This window comes from Citrobacter sp. CF971 (assembly GCF_006385635.1).
GTDB classification, from domain to species: domain Bacteria; phylum Pseudomonadota; class Gammaproteobacteria; order Enterobacterales; family Enterobacteriaceae; genus Citrobacter; species Citrobacter freundii.
In genome coordinates, this window is record NZ_CP041051.1 from 2,431,664 (window position 1) to 2,448,459 (window position 16,796).

Annotated in this window: 18 protein-coding genes; 15 read left to right on the plus strand and 3 right to left on the minus strand. The window is 54.1% G+C overall.

Features of this window, described 5'->3' with window-relative positions; translation table 11 throughout:
- Positions 1-4: 4 nt before the first annotated feature.
- The 4 genes from E6P06_RS15180 to E6P06_RS15195 are packed head-to-tail and all read left to right on the plus strand — an operon-like array spanning position 5 to position 3,831.
- On the plus strand, positions 5-1,027 hold the full coding sequence (locus E6P06_RS15180; protein ID WP_003020008.1) for an ABC transporter permease: 1,023 nt from the start codon (positions 5-7) through the stop codon (positions 1,025-1,027).
- A complete protein-coding gene (ddpC, locus tag E6P06_RS15185) occupies positions 1,024-1,920 on the plus strand; it encodes a D,D-dipeptide ABC transporter permease (RefSeq protein WP_003836253.1) in 897 nt (298 codons plus the stop codon). The genes E6P06_RS15180 and ddpC overlap by 4 nt, the downstream gene beginning before the upstream one ends.
- Complete coding sequence (locus E6P06_RS15190; RefSeq protein WP_139935412.1) at positions 1,917-2,903, plus strand: ABC transporter ATP-binding protein; 987 nt, start codon at positions 1,917-1,919, stop codon at positions 2,901-2,903. Before ddpC ends, E6P06_RS15190 begins: the two co-directional genes overlap by 4 nt.
- Positions 2,896-3,831 (plus strand): ABC transporter ATP-binding protein, encoded by a 936-nt coding sequence (locus E6P06_RS15195; RefSeq protein WP_048217721.1) that lies wholly within the window; start codon positions 2,896-2,898, stop codon positions 3,829-3,831. The genes E6P06_RS15190 and E6P06_RS15195 overlap by 8 nt, the downstream gene beginning before the upstream one ends.
- A 19-nt stretch (positions 3,832-3,850) precedes the next feature.
- On the opposite strand, the gene E6P06_RS15200 is transcribed toward E6P06_RS15195, so the two are convergent.
- Positions 3,851-4,741, minus strand: a complete 891-nt coding sequence (locus tag E6P06_RS15200) for a LysR family transcriptional regulator (RefSeq protein WP_003020016.1) — start codon at positions 4,739-4,741, stop codon at positions 3,851-3,853.
- A gap of 142 nt (positions 4,742-4,883) precedes the next feature.
- Here E6P06_RS15200 and E6P06_RS15205 point away from each other — a divergent pair, with 142 nt between their 5' ends.
- From E6P06_RS15205 to E6P06_RS15230, 6 genes are read left to right on the plus strand one after another with little or no spacing between them, the layout of a single operon-like run.
- Positions 4,884-5,591: a CoA transferase subunit A gene (locus E6P06_RS15205; RefSeq protein WP_003020020.1), complete on the plus strand. Its 708-nt coding sequence runs from the start codon at positions 4,884-4,886 to the stop codon at positions 5,589-5,591.
- Between the two features lie 2 nt (positions 5,592-5,593).
- Positions 5,594-6,250, plus strand: a complete 657-nt coding sequence (locus tag E6P06_RS15210; RefSeq protein WP_003020022.1) for a CoA transferase subunit B — start codon at positions 5,594-5,596, stop codon at positions 6,248-6,250.
- A 10-nt stretch (positions 6,251-6,260) separates the two neighbouring features.
- Positions 6,261-7,466, plus strand: a complete 1,206-nt coding sequence (locus tag E6P06_RS15215) for an acetyl-CoA C-acetyltransferase (RefSeq protein ID WP_139935413.1) — start codon at positions 6,261-6,263, stop codon at positions 7,464-7,466.
- Complete coding sequence (locus E6P06_RS15220; RefSeq protein ID WP_139935414.1) at positions 7,456-8,379, plus strand: 3-hydroxyacyl-CoA dehydrogenase family protein; 924 nt, start codon at positions 7,456-7,458, stop codon at positions 8,377-8,379. The genes E6P06_RS15215 and E6P06_RS15220 overlap by 11 nt, the downstream gene beginning before the upstream one ends.
- 37 nt (positions 8,380-8,416) lie before the next feature.
- A complete protein-coding gene (locus tag E6P06_RS15225) occupies positions 8,417-9,811 on the plus strand; it encodes a GntP family permease (RefSeq protein ID WP_210420667.1) in 1,395 nt (464 codons plus the stop codon).
- An 11-nt stretch (positions 9,812-9,822) separates the two neighbouring features.
- Positions 9,823-10,593, plus strand: coding sequence for a 3-hydroxybutyrate dehydrogenase (locus tag E6P06_RS15230; protein ID WP_139935415.1), 771 nt, complete (start codon positions 9,823-9,825; stop codon positions 10,591-10,593).
- A gap of 47 nt (positions 10,594-10,640) precedes the next feature.
- Here E6P06_RS15230 and osmC read toward each other — a convergent pair whose 3' ends face one another.
- Entirely contained in the window at positions 10,641-11,072 is a 432-nt protein-coding gene (gene osmC, locus E6P06_RS15235; RefSeq protein ID WP_003020036.1) for a peroxiredoxin OsmC, read from the minus strand.
- A gap of 227 nt (positions 11,073-11,299) precedes the next feature.
- On the opposite strand from osmC, the gene sra reads away from it, so the two are divergent.
- From sra to E6P06_RS15260, 5 genes are all read left to right on the plus strand, one after another.
- Positions 11,300-11,440 carry a stationary-phase-induced ribosome-associated protein gene (gene sra, locus E6P06_RS15240; protein WP_003020039.1) on the plus strand — a complete coding sequence of 47 codons (141 nt, stop codon included), beginning with the start codon at positions 11,300-11,302 and terminating at the stop codon, positions 11,438-11,440.
- A gap of 179 nt (positions 11,441-11,619) precedes the next feature.
- Complete coding sequence (maeA, locus tag E6P06_RS15245; RefSeq protein ID WP_003836239.1) at positions 11,620-13,317, plus strand: malate dehydrogenase; 1,698 nt, start codon at positions 11,620-11,622, stop codon at positions 13,315-13,317.
- Positions 13,318-13,626: 309 nt separating this feature from the next.
- The gene (locus E6P06_RS15250; RefSeq protein ID WP_139935416.1) at positions 13,627-15,342 is read left to right on the plus strand and encodes an ABC-F family ATP-binding cassette domain-containing protein; all 1,716 of its coding nucleotides are present in this window, start codon (positions 13,627-13,629) and stop codon (positions 15,340-15,342) included.
- A gap of 220 nt (positions 15,343-15,562) precedes the next feature.
- A complete protein-coding gene (locus E6P06_RS15255; protein WP_003836234.1) occupies positions 15,563-15,841 on the plus strand; it encodes a type II toxin-antitoxin system RelE/ParE family toxin in 279 nt (92 codons plus the stop codon).
- Positions 15,841-16,125, plus strand: coding sequence for a HigA family addiction module antitoxin (locus tag E6P06_RS15260; protein WP_003836231.1), 285 nt, complete (start codon positions 15,841-15,843; stop codon positions 16,123-16,125). The genes E6P06_RS15255 and E6P06_RS15260 overlap by 1 nt, the downstream gene beginning before the upstream one ends.
- Before the next feature lie 43 nt (positions 16,126-16,168).
- On the opposite strand, the gene E6P06_RS15265 is transcribed toward E6P06_RS15260, so the two are convergent.
- Entirely contained in the window at positions 16,169-16,771 is a 603-nt protein-coding gene (locus tag E6P06_RS15265) for an inorganic diphosphatase (protein WP_003843693.1), read from the minus strand.
- Positions 16,772-16,796: the final 25 nt, after the last annotated feature.

Here is a 16,796-nt window from a genome sequence, read left to right on the forward strand (position 1 = left end):
GCTAATGACGTTCTGGAGTATTTTGCGCCAGCGATGCTGGGGACTTATTCTGGTGGTTATCGGTGTTTGCGTAATCACCTTTATTATTTCACATCTGATACCTGGCGACCCCGCACGGCTGTTGGCGGGCGACCGCGCCAGCGATGAAATTGTCGAAAATATTCGCCAACAGCTGGGGCTGAATCAACCGCTGTATGTCCAGTTTTTTCGCTATGTCAGCGACATTTTTCACGGCGATTTAGGCACCTCCATTCGCACCGGGCGTCCGGTACTGGATGAACTGCGCATTTTCTTCCCCGCTACCCTTGAGCTGGCTTTCTGCTCTTTGTTGCTGGCGCTGGTGATAGGTATCCCGCTGGGTATTTTATCTGCGGTCTGGCGTAACCGCTGGCTTGATCACCTTGTTCGGCTAATGGCAATTACCGGTATCTCCACGCCAGCATTCTGGCTGGGGCTGGGGGTTATCGTGCTGTTTTACGGTCATCTGCAAATTTTACCCGGCGGTGGACGTTTAGACGACTGGCTGGATCCACCTGCTCACGTCACCGGGTTCTACCTGATTGATGCACTGCTGGAAGGCAACGGCGAAGTCTTTTTCAATGCGCTTCAGCACCTGATTTTGCCGTCGCTGACACTGGCTTTTGTTCATCTTGGGATCGTTGCCCGCCAGATTCGTTCCGCCATGCTGGAGCAACTGAGTGAAGATTACATTCGTACCGCCCGCGCCAGCGGGTTACCGGGCTGGTACATCGTGCTGTGCTATGCATTGCCTAACGCTCTCATCCCATCAATCACCGTCCTCGGCCTGGCGCTGGGCGATCTGCTCTACGGTGCGGTATTGACCGAAACGGTCTTTGCCTGGCCAGGCATGGGCGCTTGGGTGGTGACCTCAATTCAGGCACTCGACTTCCCGGCGGTAATGGGATTTGCCGTGGTGGTCTCGTTCGCCTATGTGCTGGTCAACCTGGTGGTGGATTTGCTCTATTTGTGGGTAGATCCTCGAATTGGACGTGGAGGTGCTGAATGATGCTCACACAAGAAATGCCGACCGCCCCTCAGACAGCACGCCGCCGCACGGACTGGGCCAAACTGTTCTGGATGATGAAAAGTAGCCCGCTGACGCTGGTTGGCGGGGTCATCATCGTATTGATACTGCTGCTGATGGTGCTGTCGCCGTGGATAACGCCACACGATCCTAATGCCATCAATTTGAGTGCGCGCCTGCTGCCCCCGTCAGCCGCTCACTGGTTTGGTACCGATGAAGTTGGCCGCGATCTGTTCAGCCGCGTTCTGGTAGGAAGTCAGCAGTCGGTCGTTGCCGGTCTGGTGGTGGTGGGTATCGCCGGGGGATTGGGATCACTGCTGGGCTGCTTGTCGGGTGTCATGGGCGGGCGCGCCGACGCGATAATTATGCGGATGATGGATATTATGCTGTCCATTCCTTCGCTGGTGCTGACGATGGCGTTGGCCGCCGCGCTGGGCCCCAGCCTGTTTAACGCCATGCTGGCGATTGCCATCGTCCGTATCCCTTTCTATGTGCGCCTCGCCCGCGGTCAGACGTTAGTAGTGCGCCAGTTTAGCTATGTACAGGCTGCCCGGACCTACGGCGCTTCACGCTGGCATCTGATTAGCTGGCACATTTTACGCAATTCTCTGCCGCCACTCATTGTGCAGGCATCGCTGGATATCGGCAGTGCGATCCTGATGGCTGCCACGCTCGGGTTTATTGGTCTGGGCGCACAGCAGCCGAGCGCTGAATGGGGCGCGATGGTCGCAATTGGCCGCAATTATGTGCTTGATCAGTGGTGGTATTGTGCTTTTCCCGGCGCCGCCATTCTGATTACCGCCGTGGGCTTTAATCTCTTTGGCGATGGTATTCGCGATCTGCTTGATCCGAAAGCCGGAGGAAAACAGTCATGACACAACCCGTACTGGAAATCGAAGATTTACATCTGAGTTTCCCCGGCTATAAAGCTGATGTGCATGCGCTGAACCATGTATCACTGCACATCAACCGCGGAGAAATCGTTGGTGTGGTGGGTGAATCCGGTTCCGGTAAGTCCGTGACCGCCATGCTCACCATGCGTCTGCTTCCGGAGGGAAGCTATCGTATTCACCTGGGCCGCGTTTCACTGCTGGGTGAAGATGTGCTCAACGCCAGTGAGAAACAAATGCGTCAATGGCGCGGCGCACGCGTCGCGATGATCTTTCAGGAGCCCATGACGGCACTGAATCCGACCCGGCGTATCGGCCAGCAAATGGTGGAGGTGATCCGCCATCACCAGGCGTTAAGCCGCACGGATGCCCGCCAGAAAGCCGTCGCTCTACTCGAAGAGATGCAAATCCCGGACGCGCCGGAGGTCATGAAACGATTTCCGTTTGAGCTTTCCGGCGGGATGCGCCAGCGCGTGATGATTGCGCTGGCCTTTTCGTGCGAGCCGGAGCTTATTATTGCCGATGAACCGACCACCGCGCTGGACGTCACGGTGCAACTGCAGGTGCTGCGTTTGCTGAAGTTAAAAGCACGGGCCAGCGGAACAGCCGTGTTATTTATCAGTCATGATATGGCGGTGGTTTCACAGTTATGCGACCGGTTGTACGTCATGTATGCCGGGAGCGTGATTGAGAGTGGCCCGACGCAAACCGTTATTCAACGTCCGACGCATCCCTATTCCATCGGCTTGCTGAAATGCGCGCCGGAACACGGCGAACCACGCGCATTGTTACCTGCGATCCCCGGCACCGTACCGAATCTAACCTGCTTACCTGCCGGATGCGCATTTCGTGAGCGCTGTTTTGCCGCTGGTCCTCGTTGTGAAGAAACGCCTGCGTTAAGTAGTCAGGGAGGCGTAGATCAACAATCTGCCTGCTGGTATCCACAACTGGAGACAACACATGTCTGATTTTTTACTGGCGCTGCAGGATGTTCATGTCAACTTTCCTGCGCGTAAAAACTGGCTTGGCAAGGTTACGGAACGGGTGCATGCGCTCAACGGTCTGGATTTACAGATTCGCCAGGGTGAAACGCTGGGGATTGTTGGCGAATCCGGTTGTGGAAAAAGTACGCTGGCGCAACTGCTGATGGGCATGCTGAAACCCAGCCAGGGAAGCTATTCTCGCCGTGGTGATAAACAGCATAACGGTATGCAAATGGTCTTTCAGGACCCTCTTTCATCGCTGGATCCTCGCTTACCGGTGTGGCGCACGATCACTGAGCCGGTATGGATCCAAAAACGAAGTCCGGAACGTGAGCGCCGCATGCTTGCTGAAGATTTAGCCCAACAGGTAGGCATCCGCCCGGAATATCTCGACCGTCTGCCGCATGCGTTTTCCGGTGGACAACGCCAGCGTATTGCCATCGCCCGGGCGCTATCGTCAGAGCCGGATGTTATCGTCCTCGATGAGCCCACTTCAGCACTGGATATCTCTGTGCAGGCGCAAATTCTCAATCTTCTGGTGTCACTTCAGGCGCGCAGAAATCTGACCTACGTATTGATATCGCATAACGTGTCGGTGGTCCGCCATATGAGCGACCGTGTGGCGGTGATGTACCTCGGGCAAATTGTTGAGCTGGGCGATGCTCAACACGTTCTCACTCACCCCGCCCATCCGTACACACGGTTATTGCTGGACTCTGTCCCTAAAACGGGCGCGCCACTGACGGAAGATTTGGTGTTACGTAAAACCGAGCTACCGGGAAACCGAACGTTGCCCCAGGGATGCTTTTTCCGTGACAGATGTCCATTGGCAACCCACGGTTGTGAGAAAAAACAGGCATTACTGAAAAGTGATACCGGATGTGATGTTCGATGCTGGCGGGCGGTTACATGACCTGAGCCGTAGTGAAAAGTCAGGTGCGATACGCCTTTTTCAGTGAATCCACCAGCACCTCGGAAGCAGTAGATAATTTATGATGTGCTGAACGCAAAACCCCGATCCGACGCTGGATCACTGGAGTATCCAGATCGATACAGGTTGCGCCTAACTCTGTCATTTGCGTGCGGCATAGTGCAGGTACGGCGCTACCGCCCAGACCGTTAGCCACCAGACGGCCAACGGTTACTAATTGATGGCTCTCCAGCGCTACTTCCAGCGTATGTCCGCTTTGCACCAGTTGTTCTTCCAGCATCAGCCGCACGGCTGACGGACGTTGCAAGGTGATGAAATCCAGCGTCAGCAGTTCGCGCCATGCAATACGATCCCTGTCTGCCAGCCGACAGGTTGGCGGCACAATCGCGATAAAACGATCCACGCCGAGCGGCGTGAAATGCAGATGTCCCGAATAGTCCGGCTCGAAGGCTATGCCCATCTCGACCCGCCCTTCACTGACCATTTCAATCACGTGTTCATTGATCACATCATGAACCGTTACGTTGATACCAGAATAAGAATCACGAAACGTTTTCAGTACCGATGGCAGGACGTTAGCGGCAAATGAGGGCATGGCGGCGATCGAGATTTTACCGCGCTGTAGCGTAAAGCGTTGGCGCATGGCTTCTTCCGTATTCTCCCAGTCCGCCAGCAGCTGTCTCCCCATATTCAGCAGCGTTTCTCCCTCCTGCGTCAGAGTCACTTTGCGGGTGGTTCTCAACAGTAACGCCCCGCCCAGCGAATCTTCCAGTCCTTTAATCGCCAGGCTTAATGCGGGTTGCGACATGTTCAGTCTTTCACTGGCATGAGCAAAATTCAGAGTGTGAGCTACCGCTAAAAACGCGCGTAACTGTTTGATGCTCATTCCCATTTCGCATTCCTTTAACTTGTTGAATACCTTTAATTAACATTAAATTGATAAAAAAACCCAATGAGTGAGTCACAAATTTAAAATTAACAAATCATTTTTCACCCCCAATGATGTCGGCAAGGACAACTGGGGAGGCAAGTGTATGGCTGGACTGGATAAACGTGTTGCCACTTATCAAGAGGCGCTGGAAGGACTGACCGACAACATGACGCTGCTGGCGGGCGGTTTTGGTTTATGTGGGATCCCTGAAAACCTGATTACCGAAGTACGCCGTCGAGAAGTACAGGGACTTACCGTTGTATCAAACAACTGTGGCGTGGATGGCTTTGGGCTAGGCGTACTGCTGGAAACGCGCCAGGTGCGCAAAGTGGTCGCGTCCTATGTAGGGGAAAACGCCCTGTTTGAGAAGCAGGTGCTTAGCGGCGAACTGGAAGCCATCCTGACGCCACAGGGTACGCTGGCAGAGCAGTTGCGCGCGGGCGGCGCGGGAATCCCGGCATTTTTTACCGCGACTGGATATGGAACCCCCGTAGCGGAAGGGAAAGAGGTTCGCGAGTTTGCCGGACGCCCTTACATCCTTGAACAGGCGATAACCGGTGATTTTGCATTGGTTAAAGGCTGGAAAGCCGACTGGTACGGCAACGTCATCTATCGCCACACCGCACAGAACTTTAATCCGCTGATGGCCGCCGCCGGGCGCATTACCGTCGTGGAAGTCGAAGAGATTGTCCCTCCCGGAGAACTGGACCCTGCAGCGATTCACACTCCCGGAATTTTCGTTAACCGCATTATTCAGGGGCAGTTTGAAAAACGTATTGAACAACGCACCCTGCGCCAGAAAGGAGCCTGACCATGTTAACGCGTGAACAAATGGCGATGCGCGTCGCCCGCGAGCTGCGCGACGGTTATTACGTCAACCTTGGGATCGGCATTCCCACTCTGGTGGCAAATTATATCCCTGATGGCATGGACGTGATGCTGCAATCAGAGAATGGTTTGCTGGGTATGGGGCCGTTTCCCACAGAAGACGAAATTGATGCCGACATGATTAACGCCGGGAAACAGACCGTGACGGCGCGCAAAGGCGCGGCGATTTTCGACTCTGCGCAATCCTTCGCCATGATCCGCGGCGGCCACGTTGATCTGACGGTGCTCGGTGCGTTTGAAGTCGATGTTAACGGCAATATCGCCTCATGGATGATCCCCGGGAAAATGGTGAAAGGCATGGGCGGCGCGATGGACCTGGTTGCCGGAGCCGACAACATCATCGTGGTAATGACCCATGCTTCCAAAAGCGGTGAGTCCAAACTGCTTCCCGCCTGCACCCTGCCGTTGACCGGCGTGGCCTGCATCAAACGTGTGCTGACCGACCTGGCTCTGCTGGAAATTGCCGACGGGGCGTTCATTCTGCGTGAACGCGCCCCGGGTATCAGTGTGGATGAAATCGTCGCCAGAACCGCCGGCAAGCTGATCGTGCCCGAAACTGTCCCCGAAATGCAATTTAACTGAGGAGCTGACCATGCAGGATGTTGTAATTGTCGCGGCAACGCGCACCCCGATTGGCAGTTTTCATGGTGCGCTGGCACCACTTTCCGCCGTGGAGTTAGGTACAGCGGTTGTCCGTTCGCTGCTGGAAAAAACGGCTGTGGCGCCTGAACAAATTGATGAAGTGATTTTAGGTCAGGTGCTCACGACAGGCTGTGGCCAGAATCCGGCCAGACAAACGGCGTTACGCGCAGGACTGCCGTCAACCACACCGGCGTTAACTATTAATCTGGTGTGCGGTTCTGGCCTGAAGGCGGTGCATCAGGCGGTACAGGCAATTCGCTGTGGCGATGCGCAAATCGTGATTGCCGGAGGCCAGGAGAGCATGAGCAATGCGCCCTATTTTCTCGACGGCGCGCGGGCCGGCCTGCGTTTGGGTCATGCCAGTATGAAAGACAGCGTGGTCCATGATGGCCTGTGGGATGCGTTCAACGACTATCACATGGGTATTACTGCCGAAAATCTGGCGGATAAGTTCGTAATCAGTCGTGAGCAGCAGGACGCTTTTGCCCTGCGCTCCCAGCAAAAAGCCGCCGCTGCCATTGAAGCGGGTCGTTTTAGCGCGGAAATCACGCCGGTTAGCGTCCCACAAGGCAAAAAGCCGCCACGTGTGGTGGACCGTGACGAACAGCCTCGCCCGGATACTCAGGCCGTCAAGCTGGCGCAACTTAAACCAGCATTTCGGCCAGGAAACGGCACGGTGACCGCCGGAAATGCATCATTCATCAATGATGGTGCCGCCGCGGTGATGTTGATGAGCGTCGGCAAAGCCGCAGAACTCAATTTGCCAGTACTTGCCCGGGTAGCAGGCTACGCGGTTTCTGGTGTCGATCCCGCCATTATGGGCCTTGGGCCGGTAGAAGCGTCACTCCAGTGCCTGAAGCGAGCTGGCTGGACGTTGAATGATGTCGATCTCATTGAGGCCAACGAAGCCTTTGCCGCACAAGCGCTGGCGGTTGGCGAATCCCTGAACTGGGACAGCGACCGGGTGAACGTAAATGGCGGCGCGATTGCGCTGGGCCATCCCATCGGTGCATCTGGTTGCCGAATCCTGGTGACACTGTTGCACGAAATGGCCCGCAGTAAAGCGACCAAAGGGCTGGCTACGCTGTGCGTAGGCGGCGGTCAGGGCGTAGCGCTGGCGGTAGAGCGTTTGCAGGAGGTCTCTCATGCAAAGTAAGTCTGTCTGCGTTCTGGGGGCGGGGTTAATGGGGGTCGGTATTGCCACCCACTTCGCCCGTTATGGTCACGATGTCTGGCTGTACGACACCGATAGCAGCCGAATTGCAGAAATTAGCGCCGTTGCCAGCGGTATTCTGGATGAGCTGATTACCGCCGAACAGTTTGCCGTAGACGAAAAAGACCAGGTTGTGAGTCGTCTGCACGGTACGACTTCGCTACCGGAGATTGCTGCGTGCGGGTTACTGATTGAAGCGATCCCGGAGCGGCTCGAGCTCAAGCACGCGTTGTATGCGCAACTGGAAGATCTGATCGCGCCTGAGGCCGTCATTGCCAGTAATACCAGCGGCCTGCCGCCGGATGCGCTGGCAGAAAAGCTCGTCCATCCTGAGCGGCTGCTCATCGCCCATTTCTGGCACCCGCCACATTTTATTCCGCTGGTCGAAATTGTCCCCGGCACCGCCACCAAAGCGGAATACCTGCGTGAGCTGCAACAGTTGCTGCTCTCGATGCAACTGGAAGCCGTCGTGCTCGATCGCGCCGCACCAGGGTTTGTCGGCAATCGACTGCAGTTTGCGCTGCTGCGTGAAGCGCTTCATATCGTTAAAAGCGGCATCGCCAGCGCAGAGGTGGTGGATCAGGTCATGCGCGCCTCGCTCGGACGTCGCTATGCGATGGTTGGTCCGCTGGAAGCGGCAGATATGACCGGGCTGTCTACGGTACAGGATATTTGTCGGCATCTGCTCCCGGAACTGGCAACCGGCAGCGAGATGATGTCGTTGGTCGCTGACAAGGTAGCCAACGGTGATACCGGTTTACGCAGCGGTCAGGGATTTTATCGATGGGATGATTCGCGCAAGGAGTACATCCAGCAACGCAGAGAGCATCAACTGCGTTTTGCCCTGAAACCATAACGTCTCTTTCTGTACCCCAATATAATAATAAGGAGTCATGATGAGTGTATTAATCGCCCTGGCAGCGCTGGGCCTGCTGATGCTTGCAGCCTATCGCGGATATAGCGTCATCCTGTTTGCCCCCATCGCGGCATTAGGTGCTGTATTACTCACTGAACCCAGCGCCGTCGGCCCTGCTTTCACCGGCCTGTTTATGGAAAAAATGGTCGGTTTTGTGAAGCTTTACTTCCCGGTGTTCTTGCTGGGTGCAGTGTTTGGCAAGTTAATCGAGTTATCTGGATTTTCACGTTCCATTGTTGCCGCCGCTATCAACATCCTCGGTCGTCGTCACGCCATCCCGGTGATCGTGCTGGTGTGTGCGCTGTTAACCTACGGCGGGGTTTCGCTGTTCGTCGTGGCGTTTGCGGTGTATCCATTTGCGGCGGAGCTGTTCCGCCAGAGTAATATTCCTAAGCGCCTGATCCCGGCCACCGTTGCGCTGGGCGCGTTCTCCTTCACTATGGACGCTCTGCCAGGCACGCCGCAGATCCAGAACATTATTCCGACCAGCTTCTTTGGGACTAACGCCTGGGCCGCGCCGTGGCTGGGGCTGATAGGCTCGCTGTTTATTATTTTCGTCGGTCTGGTTTATCTCGAACGTCAGCGTCGTAAAGCGCAGGCAAAGAATGAAGGCTATGGCACTGAACTGTTAAACGAGCCGGAAACGCCGGATAACATTAATCTGCCGAACCCGATCATCGCGATCTCTCCGCTGATCCTGGTTGGGGTATTTAACCTGCTGTTTACCCGCTGGATCCCACAGTGGTACGGCGCCACGCATCAACTTGAACTTCCGGGGCTTGCCAAACCGATTACCACCGAAGTCGGTAAAATCACCGCTATCTGGGCAGTGGAAGCAGCACTGATTTCTGGGATCCTGCTGGTGGTGCTCTTCGGCTACCGCAACATTAAAGGTCGCCTGGCGGAAGGCAGCAGAACGGCAGTTGGCGGCGCGATCCTCGCGGCGATGAACACCGCGTCAGAGTACGGTTTTGGCGCAGTGATCGCCGCCCTGCCGGGCTTCCTTGTGCTGTCAAAAGCGCTGGCGGCTATTCCTGACCCGCTGCTCAATGAGGCTATCAGCATTACCACGCTTGCCGGGATCACCGGTTCGGCGTCTGGCGGGATGAGTATTGCCCTTGCCGCCATGTCTGACACTTTCATCGCTGCCGCACATGCCGCCAATATCCCACTTGAAGTATTCCACCGCGTGGCATCTATGGCCAGCGGCGGTATGGACACCCTACCGCATAACGGCGCGGTCATTACCTTATTGGCTATCACCGGCCTTAGTCATCGTCAGGCGTATGGCGGAATTTTCGCTATTACCATCATTAAAAGTCTGGCCGTACTGTTTGTCATCGGCGTCTTCTACGCCACCGGAATTGTTTAAGGAGAATCATCATGAACTTAACGGGAAAAACCGCCCTGGTTACCGGCTCGACCAGTGGTATCGGATTAGGTATCGCACAGGTGCTGGCGCAAGCTGGCGCCACTCTGATCCTCAACGGGTTTGGTGATGTTGATGCTGCCAAAGACGCTGTTGCGCAGTATGGCAAAACGCCAGGCTATCATGGCGCGGATCTGAGCGATGAAGCGCAAATTGCAGACATGATGCGCTATGCAGAGAGCGAATTCGGCGGTGTGGATATTCTTATCAATAACGCCGGGATCCAGCATGTTTCACCGATAGAAACCTTCCCGGTTGATAAATGGAACGCGATTATCGCGATTAACCTCTCCTCCGTTTTTCACACCACGCGTCTGGCGCTTCCCGGTATGCGCGCGCGAAACTGGGGGCGCATCATTAATATCGCTTCTGTTCACGGCCTGGTGGCTTCAAAAGAGAAATCTGCCTACGTAGCAGCGAAGCACGGTGTGGTAGGATTAACCAAGACCATCGCGCTGGAAACCGCACAGACGGAAATCACCTGCAATGCGCTGTGTCCCGGCTGGGTGCTAACGCCGCTGGTCCAGCAGCAGATCGATAAGCGTATTGCCGAAGGCGCAGAGCCTGAGGCAGCCCGTGACGCCCTGCTGGCTGAAAAGCAGCCGTCGCGCGAATTCGTTACCCCAGAGCAGTTAGGGCATCTCGCGTTATTCTTATGTTCAGACGGTGCGGCGCAAGTGCGTGGCGTAGCGTGGAATATGGATGGCGGTTGGGTAGCGCAATAACATCATCAGGTGCCGGATAAGACATCGTCGCATCCGGCACGACTTTATTAAGACTTCAGTTTGTAATCCAGCGTTATTTCCGCTTTCAGAACCTGAGATACCGGGCATCCGGCTTTTGCTTTCTGGATGATGCCGTCAAACGTGGCGGCGTCTATCCCCGGCACGCTCACCTGACTATGCAACGCGACTTTAGTGATCGCAAACCCGGCATCTACCTTATCCAGAGAAACATCGGCAGTGGTATCAATGGCATCTGGGGTAAACCCTGCTTCGCCCAGCATCAGTGAAAGCGCCATCGAGAAGCAGGCTGCATGGGCCGCGCCAATCAACTCTTCAGGATTGGTGCCTTTCTCACCTTCAAATCGTGTATTAAATCCATACGGTTGCTGATTCAACACGCCACTTTCGGTCGACACAGTGCCTTTGCCGCGCTTAATGTCGCCTTCCCAGTGTGCCTGACCTTTCTTATGGATAGTCATTACCGCTCTCCTGTGTTGTCGTCGGAGTTACTAGTATAGGACGCCCGGGAAAAAGCATGTTACATACGGGATAGTTCTCATTTGCCGCTTAAGCATTGACCTTTCAGATAAAATGACCGACCATCCAGAAAGCCGTTATGTTGAACATCGGCTTTATATCAGGTTGTATTTCGTCCGTTCTCATACGGGCTCGCCCTTGAAACCAGTAACAGGATTAAGGAGTTAGAATGAAATCGAACCGTCAGGCCCGTCATATTCTCGGACTGGACCACAAAATCTCAAATCAACGTAAAATCGTGACCGAAGGTGACAAAACCAACGTGGTCAACAATCCTACTGGAAGAAAGCGCCGCGCTGACGGCAAGTAGCCTTTCGCACGTCTGACTGAGTAACGAGATAAACACCATTGCAACCGCAGTGGTGTTTTTGCTTATAAAACCCCTTAACCCATTCACAATGCTTTATACTTCGCCCGTTTCCCTGGCGGACAGGCCACATACGATCATAAAGAGCGCCAGGGACGGTTATTCAAAAAAGAGTGAGTGACATGGAAAACGAAACTAAAAAACTGCGTTCCCTTTACATCCCTTACGCTGGCCCGGTACTGCTGGAATTCCCTTTACTGAATAAAGGGAGCGCCTTCAGTGTGGAAGAACGCCGTAACTTCAACCTGCTGGGGTTACTGCCGGAAGTCGTCGAAACGATTGAAGAACAGGCTGAACGCGCCTGGATCCAATATCAGGGCTTCAAAACCGAAATCGACAAACATATTTACCTGCGCAACATCCAGGACACCAACGAAACCCTGTTTTACCGACTGGTGCATAATCACCTGGATGAGATGATGCCAGTTATCTATACCCCAACGGTCGGCGCAGCCTGTGAGCGTTTCTCTGAGATTTATCGTCGTGCGCGCGGCGTGTTTATCTCTTATCAGAACCGCCACAATATGGACGATATCCTGCAAAACGTCCCTAACCACAATATCAAGGTCATCGTTGTCACCGATGGCGAACGTATTTTAGGTCTTGGCGATCAGGGGATCGGCGGGATGGGCATTCCAATCGGTAAACTGTCGCTGTATACCGCATGTGGCGGAATTAGCCCGGCCTATACACTTCCGGTGGTACTGGACGTGGGGACCAACAACCAGCAACTGCTGAACGATCCGCTGTATATGGGCTGGCGCAATCCGCGTATCACTGATGATGAATACTACGAATTCGTTGATGAATTCATCCAGGCCGTGAAGCATCGCTGGCCGGACGTGCTGTTGCAGTTTGAAGATTTCGCCCAGAAAAACGCTATGCCACTGCTGACCCGTTATCGCGATGAAATTTGCTCATTTAACGACGATATTCAGGGCACCGCGGCGGTTACCGTCGGTACGCTGATTGCGGCTAGCCGCGCGGCCGGAAGCCAGTTGAGCGAACAAAACATCGTCTTCCTCGGCGCGGGTTCCGCCGGATGCGGGATCGCCGAGCAGATCATTGCGCAAATCCAGCGAGAAGGTTTAAGCGAAGAAGCGGCGCGTCAACGCGTATTCATGGTCGATCGCTTCGGCCTCTTAACCGACAAAATGCCGAACCTGCTCTCCTTCCAGACCAAACTGGTGCAAAAACGCGAAAATCTGCAGCACTGGGATACACAAGAAGATGTCCTGTCGTTGCTCGATGTGGTCCGCAACGTTAAACCTGACATCCTGATCGGGGTTTCCGGACAGGTTGGTCTGTTTACCGAAGAGATCATCCGCGAAATGCACAAGCATTGTCCGCGTCCGATCGTCATGCCGCTGTCTAACCCGACTTCTCGTGTAGAAGCCACGCCGCAGGATATCATCGCCTGGACCGAAGGTAACGCGCTGGTTGCGACCGGTAGCCCGTTTGCACCGGTAGTGTGGAAAGAGAAAACTTACCCGATCGCCCAGTGTAATAATGCGTACATCTTCCCGGGTATTGGCCTTGGCGTGATTGCTTCTGGCGCGTCGCGCATCACTGATGAAATGCTGATGTCGGCCAGTGAAACGCTGGCACAGTATTCACCGCTGGTGCTCAACGGTGAAGGACTGGTGCTACCGGAACTGAAAGATATTCAGACGGTTTCTCGTGCCATTGCCTTTGCCGTCGGTAAAATGGCCCAGCAGCAAGGTGTGGCGGTGAAAACCTCCGCTGAAGCGCTGCAACAGGCTATTGACGATAATTTCTGGCAGGCGGAATATCGCGACTACCGTCGTACTTCTATCTGACGGTTTGCCCGGCGGCACATTGCTGCCGGGCGTGCAAAGTTTGCGCGAAAGTGTAATTTGCGATTACACTTTCGCTACCGATCAACACTCTGAAAAACAAAAGGAGGATACTTATGCTGTACTGTGAACGTTTTATCGTTTCACATGCTTTTGGCGATCGCCAGTGCTCAAGCGTTATCGGTATCGTGCTGCGATAACTTCTGCTTGAGCGAAGCTAACTTCTAAATCCCCTTCTCTCGGGCTTACCGGGTTATCGTCAGCGATGTTTGACGAGGCGTTTTCACGCCTGTAACTCTTGAGTAAGCAACAATGAGCACATTACTAACCGCACAATCCTTACACGTTGATACGGCATTCGGCACGCTATTCGACGATCTTTCCTTTACCCTGAAAAAAGGCGACCGCATCGGGCTTATCGGTTACAACGGCTGCGGCAAAAGCACGCTGTTAAAACTGCTCGATGGCACGATTTCGCCCACCAGTGGTGCAATCGCGCAAGCGAATCACTGCCATCTCGCGCGTGTAGAACAACATCTACCTGACGATATATTGCCTCTTACGCTGCAGGAAGCCGTTCTCGCTCAACTTCCTGAGCATGAGCGTGCGGCTCAACAATGGCGAGTTGAAGCGCTGCTTGCCGAAATGGGTTTCACGCCAGAGAATTTATCTCTGACAGCGCAAACGTTGAGCGGTGGCCAGCACACACGCTTGCTATTAGCGCGGGCATTGATGCGTAATCCTGACCTGCTGCTGCTGGATGAACCGGGTAACCATCTGGATTTGCCAACATTAGTGTGGCTGGAGCAGTTCTTACAGAACTGGTCTGGCAGTTTTGTGGTGGTTTCCCACGACCCGCAGTTGCTGGACGCGGTGACTCACGGAACGTGGATCCTACGCGATCGCACTCTCCATGCCTTTGATCTACCCTGTAGCGCGGCACGTCAGGCGCTGGCAGAAAGAGACGTCAGCGATGCTCTGCGCCACAAGGCTGAGCAAAAAGAGATAGACCGGGTTACCGCCAGCGGCAAACGGCTGGCAACCTGGGGGCGGATCTACGACAACGAAGATCTCTCCCGCAAGGCCAAGCAGATGGAAAAACAGGTGCAGCGCCTGAAAGAGGTGCAGACAGAAGTGACGGCAGGAAGTCAGTGGACACTAACATTGCAGGGTGATTCCCTGCGTGCAGATCGTTTGCTGGAGATGACCAATCTGTCTGTAGCCCCTGCTCCCGACGCAGATACACTGTTTTCCATTGCCGGTATTCGGTTAAAAAGCGGCGATCGCGTGGCGATTGTCGGGCGTAACGGTTGTGGGAAATCATCGCTGTTAAGGCTTATCTGGCAACAGTTTCAATCACAGCTGGCATCGCCTTCACTGGTGTTGCACCCGCGCGTTACGCTGGGCTATTACGATCAGACGCTGCATCAGCTTGCCGATAACGATTCATTGTTTGACGCGCTGGAAGCGTTTGCTCCGCAGCCAGAGATTCGCAAGATGGCGCTGATTAGCGCGGGTTTTCCGTGGATTCGTCATACGCAGAGGGTCAGTACATTAAGCGGCGGTGAGCGCTCCCGGCTGCTGTTTGTGGGGCTGACGCTTGCGCGCTACAGTTTGCTGATGCTCGATGAACCGACCAACCATCTGGATATGGAAGGTAAAGAGGCGCTGGCAGAAACGCTACAAAGCTATAACGGCGGCGTGTTGCTGGTCAGTCACGACCGGCAGCTTATCAGCCAAAGCTGTAACCGGTTCTGGTTAATTGACAATGGCGAACTCAGTGAATGGCACGATCTGGAGGCGGTTAATGCGCGTATTAGGGAAACGTCCGCGGAGATAACCGTTCCCAAAACGGTGGTCGAAGCGAAAGTTGAAATAAGCTGTGACAGCGATGGATTGCTGGAACAACTCCTCGATCTGGAACAGCGTCTGGCCGACGATCTCGCCCGCAAGCCGAAACATCAAAAACCGCTGTTACAGACGCAATGGCGTAAAGAGATTGAGCGTCTGAACTCACAACTGAAGTAATCTTTATTGCCGGATGGCGCAAGCTTATCCGGCCTACACCAGCAAAATGCGCGTGTAGGCCTGCCATCCGGCAATTCTTGCGTGACGCTTTCCAGGTATTCCCCTTCTCCCTTTTTCTTTTAGCGCATTCGCCGCACAATTTTAAAAATCGCAATCTTGGCGTTGCGCTTCACGGAACATTAATGGTAGTGTTCCTCTTGAAGGAACAAGGATGATACGGATGATCATGAACTTCAGACACAAGGGATTGCGAGATTTGTTTCTTCATGGAAGAACATCAGGCGTTATGGCGAAACATGTCCGACGATTACGACACAGGCTTGCCGTTATTGATGCGGCAAGCAAGGTTACAGATATCAATATGCCCGGTTATAAGCTACATCCTCTGGTAGGTGATCGTGATGGCATATGGGCAATAGCTGTTTCAGGTAACTGGCGTATTACGTTTGAATTCGTCAATGGCGACGCGTACATACTGGACTACGAGGACTATCATTGATGAAGATGGCAAATCATCCCCGTCCTGGGGATATCATTCAGGAAGCGCTGGAAGAACTCAATGTCAGCCTGCGCGAGTTTGCCAGAGCTATGGAGATTGCACCTTCAACGGCAAGTCGACTATTAACCGGGAAAGCAGCCCTAACGCCTGAGATGGCGATTAAACTCTCTGTAGTGATTGGCAGCTCACCCGAAATGTGGTTAAACCTGCAAACTACCTGGAGTCTGGCAGAAGCCCAAAAAAGCGTGGATATTTCACGCCTGCGTAAGCTGGCAGTACAGTGATAAAAGTAAATGCCGGATAAACTTTTGCCATCCGGCATACCATTTATTGCTGCGGTTTTTTCTCTTTCCAGGCATCCCAGGCCTGTTTGATCTCTTGCTTTGCCGTAGCGGCGTCGTTGAAACCGTTTAATTCGACCTTCTTGCGCCCTTCCGGCAGATCTTTGTACACGCGGAAGAAAGATTCCAGACGTTGAACTTCAATCTTGGGCAGATCGCTCAATTCTTTGATGTTGTCATAAGTGGGGTCAATTTTACTGGCCGGCACGGCGACAATTTTGTCGTCCTTTTCACCGCCGTCGATCATCTTCAGGACGCCTATTGCGCGCAGCTTAATCAACGTCCCCGGGGCCAGCGGCGCACGAGTATAAAAGATAACATCCAGCGGGTCGCCGTCACCGGCTAAAGACTGGGTTAGTGAACCGTAGTTGGCGGGATAGGCAACCGGCATTGACTGGAAGCGATCGGCAACGATAAACCCGGTTTTGGCGTCGGTTTCATATTTAATCATTCCACCTGCCGGGATTTCGGTTACGGCATAAAACTCTTCCGGGTTATTCTCCGGCTGAGGAAATTCGAGGATGTTCTGCGCCTGAGCTGAAGCACAAAGAAACACGCTGATTGCGAGTAGTTTTTTCACCAGATGCATTGTCTTTTAACTCTTCTATTATTGG

Excerpts from the sequence above, each read along its gene's own strand:
- E6P06_RS15180 (WP_003020008.1), top strand. The coding sequence starts at position 5 with ATGACGTTCTGGAGTATTTTGCGCCAGCGATGCTGGGGACTTATTCTG.
- ddpC (WP_003836253.1), top strand. The coding sequence starts at position 1,024 with ATGATGCTCACACAAGAAATGCCGACCGCCCCTCAGACAGCACGCCGC.
- E6P06_RS15190 (WP_139935412.1), top strand. The coding sequence starts at position 1,917 with ATGACACAACCCGTACTGGAAATCGAAGATTTACATCTGAGTTTCCCC.
- E6P06_RS15195 (WP_048217721.1), top strand. The coding sequence starts at position 2,896 with ATGTCTGATTTTTTACTGGCGCTGCAGGATGTTCATGTCAACTTTCCT.
- E6P06_RS15200 (WP_003020016.1), bottom strand. The coding sequence starts at position 4,741 with ATGGGAATGAGCATCAAACAGTTACGCGCGTTTTTAGCGGTAGCTCAC.
- E6P06_RS15205 (WP_003020020.1), top strand. The coding sequence starts at position 4,884 with ATGGCTGGACTGGATAAACGTGTTGCCACTTATCAAGAGGCGCTGGAA.
- E6P06_RS15210 (WP_003020022.1), top strand. The coding sequence starts at position 5,594 with ATGTTAACGCGTGAACAAATGGCGATGCGCGTCGCCCGCGAGCTGCGC.
- E6P06_RS15215 (WP_139935413.1), top strand. The coding sequence starts at position 6,261 with ATGCAGGATGTTGTAATTGTCGCGGCAACGCGCACCCCGATTGGCAGT.
- E6P06_RS15220 (WP_139935414.1), top strand. The coding sequence starts at position 7,456 with ATGCAAAGTAAGTCTGTCTGCGTTCTGGGGGCGGGGTTAATGGGGGTC.
- E6P06_RS15225 (WP_210420667.1), top strand. The coding sequence starts at position 8,417 with ATGATGAGTGTATTAATCGCCCTGGCAGCGCTGGGCCTGCTGATGCTT.
- E6P06_RS15230 (WP_139935415.1), top strand. The coding sequence starts at position 9,823 with ATGAACTTAACGGGAAAAACCGCCCTGGTTACCGGCTCGACCAGTGGT.
- osmC (WP_003020036.1), bottom strand. The coding sequence starts at position 11,072 with ATGACTATCCATAAGAAAGGTCAGGCACACTGGGAAGGCGACATTAAG.
- sra (WP_003020039.1), top strand. The coding sequence starts at position 11,300 with ATGAAATCGAACCGTCAGGCCCGTCATATTCTCGGACTGGACCACAAA.
- maeA (WP_003836239.1), top strand. The coding sequence starts at position 11,620 with ATGGAAAACGAAACTAAAAAACTGCGTTCCCTTTACATCCCTTACGCT.
- E6P06_RS15250 (WP_139935416.1), top strand. The coding sequence starts at position 13,627 with ATGAGCACATTACTAACCGCACAATCCTTACACGTTGATACGGCATTC.
- E6P06_RS15255 (WP_003836234.1), top strand. The coding sequence starts at position 15,563 with ATGATCATGAACTTCAGACACAAGGGATTGCGAGATTTGTTTCTTCAT.
- E6P06_RS15260 (WP_003836231.1), top strand. The coding sequence starts at position 15,841 with ATGAAGATGGCAAATCATCCCCGTCCTGGGGATATCATTCAGGAAGCG.
- E6P06_RS15265 (WP_003843693.1), bottom strand. The coding sequence starts at position 16,771 with ATGCATCTGGTGAAAAAACTACTCGCAATCAGCGTGTTTCTTTGTGCT.